We start from the raw sequence: 13,939 nt of genomic DNA, 5'->3' as shown, positions 1-13,939 counted from the left end.
GTGTGGCCCGAGAGGTTGCGGCCCGAAAGGTCGGTCAGCGTCATCGACATCATGATGGGGATTTCGCGGCCGAGTTCCTTTTCGACCTGACGCACCGACATGACGCCCGCCTTGGCGTTGAGCGTATCGAACACGGTTTCGATCAGGATGAAGTCTGCGCCGCCTTCGACCAGCGCGTGGACCTGCTCGGCGTAGACATCGACGAGGTGGTCCCAGTCGATCTCGCGGAAGCCGGGATCGTTGACGTCGGGGCTGAGCGAGAGCGTCTTGTTCGTGGGGCCGATGGCACCGGCGACGAAGCGGGGGCGGCCATCCTTGGCGAAGAATTCATTGGCGACCCGGCGGGCGAGCTGCGCGGATTGCACGTTGATTTCGCGCACGAGGTGTTCGGCGGCGTAATCGGCTTGGCTGATGCGGTTGGCGCTGAAGGTGTTGGTTTCGGCAATGTCCGCCCCGGCGTTGAAATAGGCGCGGTGGATGGACTCTGGCACTTCGGGCTTGGTCAGCGCGAGGATGTCGTTGTTGCCCTTCTGGTCCTTGGCCAGGCCCAGCGTTCCGGCGTAGTCGGCCTCGGTCAGCTTGAAGTTCTGGATCTCTGTGCCGAACGCGCCATCGGTGATGAGGATGCGCTGCTTGGCCTGTTCAAGGAAGGCGGTGCGGGCAGTTGAAGGAGTGAGAGTCACGCAGCTTTCTCCAGCGCAGGCTTTGTCGGGCGAAGGCCAAGGAGGTGGCAGATCGCGTAGGACAGCTCGGCGCGGTTGAGGGTGTAGAAGTGGAAATCGCGCACGCCGCCAGCATAGAGGCGACGGCAGAATTCAGCGGCGATGGTGGCGGCGACGAGCTGGCGCGAGGCCGGGTGCGTGTCGAGGCCTTCGAACAACCCGTCCATCCACGCCGGGATCGCAGCGCCACAGGCGGCGGCAAATTTGCGCGTTTGCGCGACGTTGGACACGGGCAGGATGCCGGGGAGGATCGGGGCGTCGATTCCCGCAGCCGCCAGCTTGTCACGGAAGCGGAAGAAGGTTTCGGGTTCGAAGAAGAACTGGCTGATGGCGCGGGTGGCGCCGGCATCGAGTTTGCGCTTCAGGTTGTCGATATCGGCCTGCTGGTTGGGCGAATCGGGGTGCGATTCGGGATAGGCGGCGACCGAGATCTCGAACGGGGCGATCTGCTTCAGGCCTGCGACCAGTTCAGCCGCGTTGGCATAGCCTTCAGGGTGCGGGGTGAAGGGGACGCCCGGCGCGCCCATGTCTCCGCGCAGGGCGACGATGTGGCGCACGCCTGCTTCCCAATAGCTTTCCGCCACTTCGCGGATTTCGGCCTTGGTGGCATCGACGCAGGTGAGGTGCGCGGCGGCGGGGAGCTTGGCGTCCTTGATGATGCGGGCGACGGTGCCGTGGGTGCGATCACGCGTGGAGCCGCCTGCACCATAAGTGACCGAGACGAAGTGCGGCGCGAACGGGGCGAGGGTTTCAACCACGTCCCACAACTGCACCATCAGCGCGTCGCTCTTGGGCGGGAAGAATTCGAACGACACGTTGATGTCGCCCGGAAGTCCGGCGAAAAGCGGGGTGTCGAGCGCGGTGCGGGCTTCGCGGAGTTGATCGTAGCTGGCGTTCATGGGTCTTCAGGCCTTCCGGCTTTGGCGCGGTTCTAATTGCGTGACGCTGTCTTCGCGCCTTGTGGCGGTCCACAGTTTCACCACGAGTTCGTGGCCCGCCAGCGCGCGGGTTTCATGCGGGGCGAAGCCGGCATCGCGCAACATCGCCTCGATCTGGGCATCGGAGAAGCCGAGGCGAGCGTGGGCGTGGGTCTGACGCAAGTCTTCGCGATCATGCGCGGCGAAATCGACGATGGCGATGCGGCCGCCGGGCGCGGTGACGCGGGCTGCGCCTGCCAGTACGGCTTCGGGCGCTTGGGCATAGTGCAGAACCTGGTGGAACAGGACCGTGTCGAAACTGCGTGCGGCGAAGGGGAGTTGCGCGAAATCGCCCTGCACCAGTTCGACGCTGTCGGCGCGCAGATCCTGCAGGCGGGCGCGGGCGATGCGCAGCATATCGGGGCTTTTGTCGAAAGCGACGACGTGGGCGGCGTGGGAGGACAGCAGTTCGGCAATGCGGCCAGTGCCCGTGCCTACATCGAGCATGCGACCGAGGCCGGTTTCCCCGGCAAGGCCCAGCAGCATTTCGGTGAGCGCGGATTCGACCGGGCCATCGGCGATGTGGAGCGAGCGCAGTTCGTCCCATTCCTCGGCATGGCGGGCGAACCATTCGAGCGCGCTGGTTTGGCGGGCGGAGCGGATGGCATCGAGGTGCTGGCGATCTTCGGCGCAGCGGCGGGCAAAGCCGGCGTCCTGCTGCTCGGCCACATCGAGCAGGCGGGCGATGGCGGCGATCAGCGGATTGTCCGAACCCTCGCCCAACCCGCTGCGCAGGAATACCCACGCCCCTTCCTTGCGCCGTTCAGCAAGGCCCGAATCGCACAGTATCTTGATATGGCGGGAGACGCGCGGCTGGCTTTGCCCGAGCACTTGCGCCACTTCGCCCACGGCCAGTTCCATGCTGGCCAGCAGGCGCAGGATGCGCAGCCTCGTCGGGTCGTCAAGCGCACGGATTGCGTCGTGAATTGCCATGCGAAAAGGATATAAAGAAAACTTTATACGTGTCAACGGATATAAGGATCGCTTTATATCATCCGTTAGCAACCCATACAATCGGCAGGTAGCAATTGCCTTGGGCCAAGGCCGCCGATAGAACAGCACCGTCAGACCGGCAAGGCTTGCTTCTGCGCCATCGCGCCGGTCACGCGATCAGCCTGCAAGGGCCACTTGAGAGGTAGTACGATGAAGAAATACCCGAGCCTGGCGATTGTCGCCGCCGCTGTGCTGGCGCTTTCGGCCTGCGGCAAATCGGACGATGCATCCGAAGCGGCAGAAGAGGACACCGTGGAAATGCCTGCGGACGAACTGCCCGCGATGGAGCCTTCGGCCGCAGCCCCTGCCCCGGAACCTGTGGTTGACGCCTCCGCTGCTGCCGATGCCGAAGCTGATGCCGTGCGCGATACGGCAAACAGCGCTGCCGCTGTGGCCGCTGCTGCCCAGGCCGCTGCTGCCGAAGGCGAAGGCGACGAAGCGCCGGCACAATAATGACACGCCGTTTGCCCGCCGGAGCACCCTTTCGCCCGCTGCTGATTGCAGTGTTGGCAGGTGCGCTGGCGGGCTGCGGATCGGCTGAGGAAAAGCCCGGCGGCGTTACGCGCGACGAAGCCGAAGCGCTGGATGCCGCCGCCGAAATGCTCGACAAGCGGGAACTGCCAGACCTGCCCGAAGCGACGGTTCCGGCTCAGGATGCGCCTGCGCCTGCCGCTTCCTGAGAGGACTCGCCTGCGGCCAGTTTCGCAACAAGCCAGATACGGACTGCCCCGGCCAGCCCCGGCGGGATATCACTCTTGATCCGTTCTGCGTCTATCCGTGCGACCAGCGCATTTATTGGCACTCCTTCGACCACTGCAGCATCGCGCAGCATGTCCCAGAACAGCGGCTCGAGGCTGATCGACGTCTTGTGCCCGGCGATCTCGACCGAGCGTTTGACCGGGGGGTGATAGGGTGGAGTCATCCGTTCACGGTAGCACGGGTTTTGCTACTTGAGATAGCGGTGCTGGTAATCGGGGCGACGGCAAAGCCGCCGCCTTCGCGTCAGACGAGTTCGACGGACTTGAGGTCCGCCGCCTCGCTGGCCGAGCCGGGCCGTGCCTTGCGGCACTGGAGAATAGCTTGGCATCCGCTTTGCGAACACCTGCGCTATCCTCCTCGGCCCGTCAGTACATATGCTGGCCGCCGTTGAGCGACATGGTGGAACCGGTAACAAAGCTGCCATCGTCAGCCGTAAGGAAGGCGACGCCGCGGGCGATTTCCTCGGCATGGCCCAGGCGGCCTACGGGGATTTTGGCGACGATCTTTTCCAGCACGGCAGGCGGAACCGCGGCAACCATATCCGTATCGATGTAGCCGGGCGCGATAGCGTTGACCGTGACCCCGTATTTGGCGCCTTCTTGCGCCAGAGCCTTGGTGAAGCCGTGGATGCCCGATTTGGCGGCGGCATAATTGACCTGACCGTATTGGCCGGACTGGCCGTTCACCGATCCGATGTTGACGATCCGGCCCCAGCCACGCTCCCGCATGCCGGGGAAAGTCGCCTTGGCCATGTTGAAGCAACCGCCAAGGTTGATGCGCATGACATCGTTCCAGTCATCGAAGCTCATCTTGTGCAGCACGCCATCGCGCGTGACGCCAGCGTTGTTGACGACAATATCGATCTCACCCACTTCGGCAACGATGCGGGCGCAGCCATCAAGTGCAGCATGATGATCGCCCACGTCGAAGCGGTAGGCGGGAATGCCGGTCTCTGCGGTAAAGGCCCGCGCCTTTTCATCATTTCCGGCATAGTTGGCCACGACACTGCGGCCCTGCGCCTTCAAGGCCATGCAAATGGCCTGACCGATTCCGCGCGTACCACCGGTGACAACTGCAACTCGCGCCATTCGTAATCTCCCATCACGCCCTTGCGGACATCAAGGCTACGTTAGGTTCAACGAAGCAATGCGACAAGTTACAGAATACGTAAATGCTGCAGGTGCAGCATCGAATTGCTGCATAGCAACCTGCAGCAACGTAAGGTCACAAAGAAATCGATAAAGAAAACGCGCGATCAATTGATCGTTTAATTGGAGCGCATTTTCATAAATCAGCGTCAGAAGCGGAATTGGGTTCCGACGTAGACGGCCTGATTATCCTGCTTGCCATCGGTCAACGGCAGCAGGCGATCACGCTCGGGCGAGTAGCGCACGCCGGCAGTGACATTGAGATTGCGGGTCAGGCGGTAGCTGCCGCCGAGATCGACCTGATAATCGCCCTGCCCTTCAAGCGTGCGCGGTGCGCGGCCAGCCTGATCGCGGCCTTCGGCTTCGATCCGGGGAGCGAAGCGGCTGGGCTTTGAAGCGGGCGTAGCAACCTTGAACTGGGCGAGATCGGGCATGTCGATCCGCTGCATGTCCTTGAGCGGCGAGGCCGATGCTGCGGGTGTGGCAAAGCTGGCATAACCACGGGCAAGACCGAGGTTGAACGCCATCGGCGCGATCCGCACTTGCGAAGCGCCAGCCGCAGACGACGCATCAGCCAGCGTCTTGCGAACCGAGAAGCCCTGCGCGCTGAGCGAATCGACGCGCACGGCAACGGTGACTGAGCGGTTGGGGCGGCCATCTGATCCGGCGGGCGTGAAGCGGAACAGCTTCCCGCTTTTCAAAGCGCGGACGGTAATCTGTGAAGCGAGACGTTCATCGACCGAAGCGGGAGTGAACGAACCTATGCCGCCGCGCGCAGCGAGGCTTACCGGTGCGGTATCGAAACCGCTGGAGAAAGCAGATGTAACGGTGGGGGCAACGAACAATGCGAGGCCAACGGCTCCGCCAAGGATCAGCGGCGTCCGCACGGCAGGCATGCTCAGGCGGTGGCGCATCACGCCCTTATCCGCTGAATTTTTGCCCCGTCCGAACATTGTGTAACGCCTTCACCCCACTTTAGACTTCGTCTGCAGAAAGCCGCAACGCCGCCCCGTTCATTTATCCTGCCTGCACAGTCGCGGTTAGGCGATTCTGATGCAAGCGCTTTATCCAGTCCCACTCAATACGGATGAAAGCTAAAAGTTTCCAGTGCGAAGCCACGTATTGTCACCGCTGACAGACTCTTCCTTGGCGGGTGTGGCGTAATGTCCACATATCGGCGGCACCCGGCTCCTGCGCATATGGAGATTCAGCGCAGGTTCACGCGACGAACAGCCTTTTGCAGCGATTGCTTCCGGCGCTGTTCCCAGCCCCCTTCATCGCGCTTGCCGCATGGCGCGCGGCGGTGATAGAGGCCTTTTCAGCACGCGCCGTTCACGGATGCGCAAACCTGCGGCAACATCGCTGCAAGCAAGGACTGTTTCGTAGTGACCACTACTGTCAAAACTGGGCGCAACACCCGCAAGATGCTTGTTAGCGGCGCGATCATCGCCAGCATGGCCGTTCTCGTCAGCGGTTGCGGCAAGAAGGAGCGCCCCAAGGCCGACCTCGCCGCAAGTCAGGTCACCACCATTGGCGTCAATTCCTATCTGTGGCGCGCCAGCCTTGATGCGTTGTCGTTCATGCCCCTGCTCCAGACCGACAGCAACGGTGGCGTGATCGTGACCGACTGGTACGCCAACCCCAAGAACCCGGGCGAACGCGTGAAGGTAACCGTTTCCATCGTTGACCAGGATCTGCGCGCCGATGCGCTGCGCGTGGCTGCCAGCCGCCAGGTTTCGCAATCCGGACAGTGGGTAGATGCTCCGGTGCAGGCCGCCACCGTGCAGAAGCTGGAAGACATCATCCTGACCAAGGCGCGCGATCTGCGCCGCGCGGCGATTGCGGGGTAATTCCGCTTCAGGCGAATCTTGCGTGTCATGGCTGCGCTGCCTAGAGGAGCGCGCATGACCGCGAACATTCCCGCCAGTACCGCTCCAGAGCGTTTCGACCCCAATAGCGCCGACACCCGCTGGCAGCAGGTGTGGGACGAGCAGCAGTCCTTCCGCGCCGATGATTCGAGCGCGAAGCCCCGCAGCTATGTGTTGGAGATGTTCCCCTATCCTTCGGGGCGCATCCACATCGGCCACGTGCGCAACTATACGATGGGCGACGTGCTGGCCCGTTACAAGCGCATGCGCGGGTTTGAAGTGCTGCATCCGATGGGCTGGGACGCCTTCGGCATGCCGGCCGAAAACGCGGCGATGGAAAAGGGCGTCCACCCCGGCGGATGGACTCGCGACAACATCGCCAACATGAAGGCACAGTTGAAGCGGCTGGGCTTCGCGCTCGACTGGAGCCGCGAGATCGCGACCTGTGAGCCGGAGTATTACGGCCACGAACAGGCGCTATTTGTCGATCTGTACGCAGCCGGGCTGGTCTATCGCAAGGAATCGACGGTCAACTGGGATCCGGTGGATCACACCGTGCTCGCCAACGAGCAGGTGATCGACGGGCGCGGCTGGCGGTCTGGCGCACTGGTGGAGAAGCGCAAGCTGAACCAGTGGTTCCTGAAGATCACCGACTTTGCCGACGAACTGCTCGAAGGCCTCTCCACGCTGGACAAGTGGCCCGAAAAGGTCCGCACGATGCAGGAGAACTGGATCGGCAAGAGCCAGGGGTTGCAGTTCGGGTTTGATCTTTCGAACGGCGAGCGTGTGGAGGTTTATACCACGCGGCCCGACACGATCTTTGGCGCAAGCTTTGTGGCGGTGGCGGCGGACCATCCGATTGCGCAGGGCGTGGCGGCGGTTTCGACCGATGCGCAGGACTTCATCGCGCTGTGCAAGCAGGGCGGAACCACTGCGGCTGAGCTGGAAACGGCGGAAAAGCTGGGCTTCGACACCGGGATTACCGCCAAGCATCCATTCACGGGCGCAGACCTGCCGGTCTACATCGCCAACTTCGTGCTGATGGAATACGGCACCGGCGCGATCATGGCCGTGCCGGGGCATGACCAGCGCGACTTCGACTTTGCCACCAAGTACGGTTTGCCGATCCTGCGCGTGGTTGCCGCTGACCCTGCCGATGCGGACAAGCCATTTGCGGGTGAGGCCGAGGCGGGCGACGGCGTGCTGGTGAACTCCGGCTTCCTTGATGGCATGTCCGTGGGCGATGCCAAGGCGGCGGTGATTGGCCGCGCACAAGGCGAAGGCTGGGGCGAAGGCAAGACCGTGTGGCGTCTGCGCGACTGGGGCGTTTCGCGCCAGCGTTACTGGGGCACGCCGATCCCGTTTATCCACTGCGAGGTCTGCGGCGTGGTGCCGGTGCCCAAGAAGCAGTTGCCGGTGACGCTGCCCGAAGACGTGACGTTTGACGTGCCCGGCAATCCGCTGGACCGCCATCCCACGTGGAAGCATGTCGGCTGTCCTCAGTGTGGGAATCCGGCGCGGCGCGAGACCGATACGCTGGATACGTTCGTCGATTCGTCGTGGTATTTCCTGCGCTTTGCCAGCCAGCCGGAAGACCGCCCGTTCGATCCCGAAGAGATCAAGCGCTGGTTACCGGTGGAGCAGTACATCGGCGGGATCGAACATGCGATTCTGCACCTGCTCTATGCGCGGTTCTGGACGCGGGCGCTGGCGCGGATCGGCAAGATCGAGGTGACCGAGCCATTCGGTAGCCTGTTTACGCAGGGCATGGTGACGCACGAGACGTATGAGCGGAAGAACCCGGAGAATGGGCAGCCGGTGTTTTTCTCGCCTTTCGAAGTGGAGCGTTCAAGCGATGGCGCGACGCTGAAGGCCGATGGTGCGCCGGTGGAAGTTGGCCGCGTCATAAAGATGTCGAAGTCCAAGAAGAACGTGGTCGACCCGGACGAGATCGTCGCCAAGTACGGCGCCGATGCGATCCGCTGGTTCATGCTTTCGGACTCCCCGCCCGAGCGCGACTTGCCGTGGTCGGAAGCCGGGATCGAGGGCTGCGCGCGCTTCGTCCAGCGGTTGTGGCGCTTGTTTGGGCAGTATGATGCCACTGCGACCGGCGACGACAAAGCCCTGGATCGCAAGGCGCACCAGACTGTCGAAGCCGTGGCTTCGGACATCGAGGCGCTGGGCTTCAACAAGGCCGTCGCGCGCATCTATGAACTGACCGGCGCGATCGAGAAAGCCGCGCCTTCGGCAAGCCGCACTGCCGCTATTGCCAAAGTGCTGCTGCTGGTCGGGCCGATGATGCCGCATCTGGCCGAGGAAGCCTACGCGCGCATCGGCTGCGGGCTGATCGCCGATGCGGCGTGGCCCGAAGTCGATCCGGCGCTGCTGGTGGATGACGAGGTGACCGTTGCTGTTCAGGTCAAAGGCAAGCTGCGCGATACGCTGACCGTGGCCAAGGGGACTTCGAAGGAAGAGCTTGAGCGCCTTGCCCTTGCGTCCGAGAAAGTGCAGCGTGCGCTCGAAGGGGCGGAAGTAAAGAAGGTGATCGTTGTGCCTGACCGTCTGGTGAATCTTGTCGCCTAAGCTCCTGCTTCTGCTGGGCGCGCCGCTCCTGTTGGCCGGGTGCGGGCTGCAGCCGATGTACGCTGGCGGCGGCACAGGCAACGTCGCGCGCGCGCTTTCGGATATCGCGATTTCGCCGATTGAGGGGCAATCTGGCTGGCTGGTGCGCAATGCGCTGGCCGACCGGCTGGGCGCGGGCGCGAAGAGCGAGGGGACGCGCTACCGGCTCGACATCCGGCTGGACGACAAGGTCGAAGGGCTGGGCCAGTTGTCGAACGACACGATCACCCGCGAACGTCGCACTTTGCGGGCGCGGTATCAGCTTATCGATCAGCAGGATGGCGAAGTGCTGCTGGATGCCACCGCCGGGTCCGATGCCGGGTTCGATGTGGTGAACAGCGAATATGCCGTGATCGCGGCAGAGCAGACCGCGCTAGAAAACCTGTCGCAGGAGGTGGCCGACCAGATCGTCACCCGCGTTTCGGTCCGCATGCGCGACACACCGTGACAGCGCGGTGAAGGTTACCCAAAAGAACTTTGCGAGCAGCGCCGCCCGCGCGGTAAAGGATTGCCGCGTGTTCTATTTCTGCGGCCCCGACGAATCGGGAGCGAGCGATGCAGCGGCAAAGATCGCGGCGCTGCTGGCGGCGACGTTTGGCGAGGCCGAGAAAGTTGACCTGAGCGGCAGCGAACTGAAGCGTGATCCGGTGAGGCTTGCCGACGAGGCGCGCTCGGTCTCGTTATTCGGCGACAAGCGAATCATCCACGTGCGCGCCACGGGCGATGATGCGCACGATGCAGTCGAAGCGCTGCTCGAAAGCCCGGTCGGCGGCTGGCCGGTGATCATCGTAGCCACATCAGCCACCGACAAATCGCGCATCGCCAAGCTGCTGGACAATCGCGACGATGCGATGGTCGGCATGTTCTACCTGCCCGATCTGCGATCCGTGGCGGGGACGGTGCGGAGCATGGGCGATGCAGTGGGCGTGCGGCTCAGCGATGATCTGGCCGAACGGATTGCCCGGTCCACCGCACTCGACACACGCATGGCGCGTAGCGAGATCGAGAAGCTGGCGCTGTTTCTGGATGCCAGTCCGCAAGCTCCCCGACAGGCAGATGCTGCAGCACTCGACGCGATCTGCGCGGTGAGCGAGGATGACGGCATGATGCCACTGGTCAACGCCGTGCTGGGCGGGGATCTGCGCAAAATTCCGTCTGAACTCTCCCGTATGCGCGAACAGGGAATTAACCCTGTCGGGCTGGTTCTGGCACTGGAGCGCCGCACTGCACAATTGGTGCAACTGGCCGCGCGGATGGGCGAACGTGGCGATGTCAGCAGCTTTATCGAGCAGGATAAAAGTGTGTTTTTTCGGGACAAACCCGATCTCAAGCAGCAGTTGAAGCGGTGGCGCGGCCCTCGCCTCACCCGGCTATGCGAACGACTCATGATGTTGCACCGCACACTGATTGAGGATAACCGCAACGGCGAACTGGTTGTTGCGCAAGGCCTGGCAGAGATTGCACGCGCTGCTGCGCGGTAAACTGTGGCGAAATTCCGGTGTTCGGTGTGGCGAATTGCACTTCGGGACGGGAACCTGCTTGCTATCGCAGCAGCACTAGGTATTTTTGCGCAGTGCAATAATAATAGGTCGGTCGCACCAAGCACAAGTTCGAGCTTCGGCTCACCTGTCGATTCCTGACAGGCGATCTGAAGCATGAGGGGCAGCAGAAGCGATGACGAAGCACATCCCGGCAAGCGATATGCGCCTGTCGCAGGAACGCAGGAGAGTAACCCTGCCTCTTGCGCCGTCGCTGGAGCAGCGACGACTGCAGCTATACGCCGTTTTCCTGCTGTTTGATGCGCTGGCGATCTTTGGTGGGCTAGGCACCGCCTCGTGGCTGTACCTTGGTGACTTTTTCGAGGCCGACTCGCTCCTCCACACGCAAGTGATGATCCCGCTGTACTGGACCATTGCGCTCAGCGTGCAGGTCTATTCGCTATCATCACTGCGCCGAATCAACTTTGCGCGCGGGCGCGCAGTGGTTTCGCTGCTCGGCGCAGAAGCGGTGCTGCTGTTTGTTGGGTTTGCGACCAAGAGCACGGATGAATTCTCGCGCGTTTCGGCCATTCTCGGCCTCGCGCTCAGCCTGATCTTGCTGGTATGGCTGCGCTCGCTGGTCTGCCCGCTGGTTCACGCCCGCTGTGGCGAAGCAGCAACCAACACCCTGCTGATCGATGATGGCGGCGTGGCATTGCGCGTGCCGCATGCCTTTCACATCGACGCACGTGAGCATCATCTCGCGCCTGACCTGGGTGATCCACACATGATGGACCGCCTCGGGCTTTATATGCTCAACATGGACAGGGTGCTGGTCAGTTGCGCCACAGACCGCCGGGCAGCATGGGCGCTCGTGTTCAAAAGCGCCAATGTTTCGGGCGAGATCGTCGATCCCGACGTACGAACGCTGGGCGTGATCGGTGCCCGGCGCGAGCGCGATTACAGCGCCCTGATCGTAGCAAGCGGTCCGCTTGGCCTGCGCGCGCGCGCTATCAAGCGCGCGCTGGACGTGTCGCTGGCCGGTGGCGCGGTGCTGGCACTAGCACCCCTGCTGCTGGTGGTGGCGTTGCTGATAAAGCTGGAAGATGGTGGGCCGGTATTCTTCGTGCAAAAGCGCACCGGGCGCGGCAACCGCTTCTTTCCAATCTTCAAATTCCGTTCGATGCGCGTGGAAAAGCTGGACGCCAGCGGCAACCGGTCTGCCAGCAAGGATGATGACCGCATCACCCGCATCGGCCGTTTCATCCGTGGCACGAGCATTGACGAACTTCCACAGCTTTTCAATGTCTTACGTGGAGAAATGTCGACGTGGCTGAAAATATCGTGCTCTGCCCAACCCGCCAGGTCGAGCCGCGCACGCATCGGCAGGAAATCGAAGCAGGCCTGCGCCATTGCGGTGCGGCCTTCGCGCTCCAGCCGTTCAACCAGAATGGTGTGCATGGCGTGAAGGTGCCGCACGTCGGACGCGGCATATTCCTGCTGCGCATCGGAAAGCACCGGTCCGCCCCAGTCGCTGGACTGCTGCTGCTTGGAAATCTCCTTGCCCAGCAATTCGCGCACCAGATCCTTCAGCCCGTGGCGGTCAGTGTAGGTGCGCACCAGCTTCGATGCGATCTTGGTGCAGAACACCGGCGCGGCAACCACGCCAAGGTAATGCTCGATCGCAGCCAGATCGAATCGCGCAAAGTGATAGAGCTTCACGCGCGCAGGATCGGCCAGCACTGCTTTCAGGTTCGGCGCGGCATATTTGCTTCCTGGCGAGAAGCGGACGAGGTGTTCATCCGCTCCGCCATCGGAAATCTGCACCACACAAAGGCGATCACGCGGGGTGATCAGCCCCATCGTTTCGGTGTCTACAGCAACCGGCCCGGGCGCAAGAACGCCTTCGGGCAGGTCATCTTCATGAAAATGTACGGCCATCCCTGTCGCTTAGGCGGTCATGCGGGCGGCTGCAAGCGCAACCACCCCTATGCCGTTCACACCCGGCCCACGCTGCTATAGGCAAAGCCCGCTGCGCGCACTTCAGCCGGGTCATAGACATTGCGCAGATCAACCATCACTGGCGCATTCATCAGGCTCTTGAGCTTGTTGAAATCCAGCGCGCGGAAGGCGTCCCATTCCGTCACCAGCGCCACCGCATCGGCACCGTCGACGGCTTCGTAAGTGTTGCCCACCATGCGGACACCCGGCATCATCGCCGCCGCGGCGTCCATACCTTCGGGATCATAGGCCACCACTTCGGCCCCGCCATCAATCAGCGTCTGCACGATGGCGATTGAGGGTGCATCGCGCATGTCATCGGTGTTGGGCTTGAACGTCAGGCCCAGCAGTGCCACGCGTTTGCCGCGCGCATCGCCGCCCAGCGCTTCGATCACCTTGCGGCCCATCGCGCGCTTGCGGGTATCGTTTGCCTTGACCACGGCTTCCACCAGCCGCACCGGGCTGCCGTAATCCTCGGCCGTCTTGAGCAGCGCCAGCGTATCCTTGGGGAAGCACGATCCGCCATAACCGGGGCCTGCATGGAGAAATTTGCTGCCGATGCGGCCATCAAGCCCGATGCCGCGCGCCACGTCCTGCACATCGCCGCCCACTTTCTCACACAAATCGGCCATCTCGTTGATGAACATGATCTTGGTGGCGAGGAAGGCGTTGGCGGCATACTTGATCAGTTCGCTGCTGCGGCGCGAGGTGAACAGGATCGGCGCACGGTTGAGGAACAGCGGGCGGTAGACTTCTTTCATCACGCCGCGCGCCCATTCGTCCTCGGCCCCGATGACAATGCGGTCGGGCCGTTTGAAATCGCCGATGGCCGCGCCTTCGCGCAGGAATTCCGGGTTGGAGACGACCGCGAACTGCACGTCCGTTCCGCTCTCGCGGATGATCCGCTCCACTTCGTCACCCGTCCCCACCGGCACGGTAGACTTGGTGACGACCACGGTCGGCGTCTTGATGTTGGCAGCCAGTTCCTGCGCTACGGCGCGAACATAGCTGAGATCGGCATGGCCATCCCCGCGGCGCGACGGCGTGCCCACCGCGATAAACACGGCTTGGGCGCCATCAATCGCGCTGGCAAGATCAGTGGTGAACGAAAGCCGACCTGCCTTTACGTTGGCCGCGACCAGTTCAGCCAGCCCCGGCTCATAAATCGGCATGACGCCGTCGAGCAGACGCGCAATCTTGCTCTCATCCTTGTCGATGCAGACTACATCATGCCCGAAATCGGCAAAGCATGCCCCCGAAACCAGCCCGACATACCCCGAGCCAACCATTGCGATCTTCATTCAAACACTCCGCACAGCCCGTCGCTGTTAGCAAGCATGGCGCAATCCCGGAACCCCCGCTTGCGATGCG

Annotated in this window: 13 protein-coding genes and 2 pseudogenes; 7 read left to right on the top strand and 8 right to left on the bottom strand. The window is 62.7% G+C overall.

Features of this window, described 5'->3' with window-relative positions; all coding sequences use genetic code 11:
- The 3 genes from Q8R81_RS04810 to Q8R81_RS04800 all read right to left on the bottom strand — a co-directional run.
- Positions 1-683, bottom strand: a 683-nt coding sequence (locus Q8R81_RS04810; RefSeq protein WP_305616303.1) for a homocysteine S-methyltransferase family protein, incomplete at its 3' end; no start/stop codon positions are given.
- Positions 680-1,621, bottom strand: coding sequence for a methylenetetrahydrofolate reductase [NAD(P)H] (gene metF, locus Q8R81_RS04805; RefSeq protein WP_305616302.1), 942 nt, complete (start codon positions 1,619-1,621; stop codon positions 680-682). The genes metF and Q8R81_RS04810, both read right to left, overlap by 4 nt.
- A gap of 6 nt (positions 1,622-1,627) precedes the next feature.
- Positions 1,628-2,632: a metalloregulator ArsR/SmtB family transcription factor gene (locus tag Q8R81_RS04800; RefSeq protein WP_305616301.1), complete on the bottom strand. Its 1,005-nt coding sequence runs from the start codon at positions 2,630-2,632 to the stop codon at positions 1,628-1,630.
- A 210-nt stretch (positions 2,633-2,842) separates the two neighbouring features.
- On the opposite strand from Q8R81_RS04800, the gene Q8R81_RS04795 reads away from it, so the two are divergent.
- Complete coding sequence (locus tag Q8R81_RS04795) at positions 2,843-3,145, top strand: hypothetical protein (RefSeq protein WP_305616300.1); 303 nt, start codon at positions 2,843-2,845, stop codon at positions 3,143-3,145.
- A complete protein-coding gene (locus Q8R81_RS04790) occupies positions 3,145-3,372 on the top strand; it encodes a hypothetical protein (protein WP_305616299.1) in 228 nt (75 codons plus the stop codon). The genes Q8R81_RS04795 and Q8R81_RS04790 overlap by 1 nt, the downstream gene beginning before the upstream one ends.
- Here Q8R81_RS04790 and Q8R81_RS04785 read toward each other — a convergent pair.
- The 3 genes from Q8R81_RS04785 to Q8R81_RS04775 all read right to left on the bottom strand — a co-directional run bounded on the left by Q8R81_RS04785 (position 3,342) and on the right by Q8R81_RS04775 (position 5,513).
- Complete coding sequence (locus Q8R81_RS04785; protein WP_305616298.1) at positions 3,342-3,614, bottom strand: ribbon-helix-helix domain-containing protein; 273 nt, start codon at positions 3,612-3,614, stop codon at positions 3,342-3,344. The genes Q8R81_RS04790 and Q8R81_RS04785 overlap by 31 nt on opposite strands.
- Before the next feature lie 202 nt (positions 3,615-3,816).
- Positions 3,817-4,539: an acetoacetyl-CoA reductase gene (phbB, locus tag Q8R81_RS04780; RefSeq protein ID WP_305616297.1), complete on the bottom strand. Its 723-nt coding sequence runs from the start codon at positions 4,537-4,539 to the stop codon at positions 3,817-3,819.
- Between the two features lie 209 nt (positions 4,540-4,748).
- Entirely contained in the window at positions 4,749-5,513 is a 765-nt protein-coding gene (locus Q8R81_RS04775) for a hypothetical protein (protein WP_305616309.1), read from the bottom strand.
- Between the two features lie 540 nt (positions 5,514-6,053).
- Here Q8R81_RS04775 and Q8R81_RS04770 point away from each other — a divergent pair.
- The 5 genes and pseudogenes from Q8R81_RS04770 to Q8R81_RS18360 form a co-directional block, all read left to right on the top strand.
- Positions 6,054-6,449 carry a DUF3576 domain-containing protein gene (locus Q8R81_RS04770; protein ID WP_371135307.1) on the top strand — a complete coding sequence of 132 codons (396 nt, stop codon included), beginning with the start codon at positions 6,054-6,056 and terminating at the stop codon, positions 6,447-6,449.
- Positions 6,450-6,503: 54 nt separating this feature from the next.
- Positions 6,504-9,050 carry a leucine--tRNA ligase gene (gene leuS / locus Q8R81_RS04765; RefSeq protein ID WP_305616296.1) on the top strand — a complete coding sequence of 849 codons (2,547 nt, stop codon included), beginning with the start codon at positions 6,504-6,506 and terminating at the stop codon, positions 9,048-9,050.
- 55 nt (positions 9,051-9,105) lie between these two features.
- Complete coding sequence (gene lptE / locus Q8R81_RS04760) at positions 9,106-9,537, top strand: LPS assembly lipoprotein LptE (protein ID WP_305616307.1); 432 nt, start codon at positions 9,106-9,108, stop codon at positions 9,535-9,537.
- Between the two features lie 7 nt (positions 9,538-9,544).
- Complete coding sequence (gene holA, locus Q8R81_RS04755; RefSeq protein WP_305616295.1) at positions 9,545-10,570, top strand: DNA polymerase III subunit delta; 1,026 nt, start codon at positions 9,545-9,547, stop codon at positions 10,568-10,570.
- A 193-nt stretch (positions 10,571-10,763) separates the two neighbouring features.
- A pseudogene (locus Q8R81_RS18360) lies at positions 10,764-11,834 on the top strand (sugar transferase); the annotation flags it as partial.
- 59 nt (positions 11,835-11,893) lie between these two features.
- Here Q8R81_RS18360 and Q8R81_RS04745 read toward each other — a convergent pair.
- Positions 11,894-12,508, bottom strand: a pseudogene (locus Q8R81_RS04745) (ribonuclease D); the annotation flags it as partial.
- Between the two features lie 56 nt (positions 12,509-12,564).
- Complete coding sequence (locus Q8R81_RS04740) at positions 12,565-13,869, bottom strand: UDP-glucose/GDP-mannose dehydrogenase family protein (RefSeq protein WP_305616294.1); 1,305 nt, start codon at positions 13,867-13,869, stop codon at positions 12,565-12,567.
- Between the last annotated feature and the right edge of the window lie 70 nt (positions 13,870-13,939).

The organism is Novosphingobium sp. (assembly GCF_030696665.1).
Taxonomy (GTDB): domain Bacteria; phylum Pseudomonadota; class Alphaproteobacteria; order Sphingomonadales; family Sphingomonadaceae; genus Novosphingobium.
This window is presented reverse-complemented; position numbering and strand designations above follow the sequence as displayed.

Excerpts from the sequence above, each read along its gene's own strand:
- phbB (WP_305616297.1), bottom strand. The coding sequence starts at position 4,539 with ATGGCGCGAGTTGCAGTTGTCACCGGTGGTACGCGCGGAATCGGTCAG.
- Q8R81_RS04800 (WP_305616301.1), bottom strand. The coding sequence starts at position 2,632 with ATGGCAATTCACGACGCAATCCGTGCGCTTGACGACCCGACGAGGCTG.
- Q8R81_RS04785 (WP_305616298.1), bottom strand. The coding sequence starts at position 3,614 with ATGACTCCACCCTATCACCCCCCGGTCAAACGCTCGGTCGAGATCGCC.
- metF (WP_305616302.1), bottom strand. The coding sequence starts at position 1,621 with ATGAACGCCAGCTACGATCAACTCCGCGAAGCCCGCACCGCGCTCGAC.
- Q8R81_RS04740 (WP_305616294.1), bottom strand. The coding sequence starts at position 13,869 with ATGAAGATCGCAATGGTTGGCTCGGGGTATGTCGGGCTGGTTTCGGGG.
- lptE (WP_305616307.1), top strand. The coding sequence starts at position 9,106 with ATGTACGCTGGCGGCGGCACAGGCAACGTCGCGCGCGCGCTTTCGGAT.
- Q8R81_RS04790 (WP_305616299.1), top strand. The coding sequence starts at position 3,145 with ATGACACGCCGTTTGCCCGCCGGAGCACCCTTTCGCCCGCTGCTGATT.
- Q8R81_RS04795 (WP_305616300.1), top strand. The coding sequence starts at position 2,843 with ATGAAGAAATACCCGAGCCTGGCGATTGTCGCCGCCGCTGTGCTGGCG.
- Q8R81_RS04770 (WP_371135307.1), top strand. The coding sequence starts at position 6,054 with ATGGCCGTTCTCGTCAGCGGTTGCGGCAAGAAGGAGCGCCCCAAGGCC.
- leuS (WP_305616296.1), top strand. The coding sequence starts at position 6,504 with ATGACCGCGAACATTCCCGCCAGTACCGCTCCAGAGCGTTTCGACCCC.
- Q8R81_RS04775 (WP_305616309.1), bottom strand. The coding sequence starts at position 5,513 with ATGCGCCACCGCCTGAGCATGCCTGCCGTGCGGACGCCGCTGATCCTT.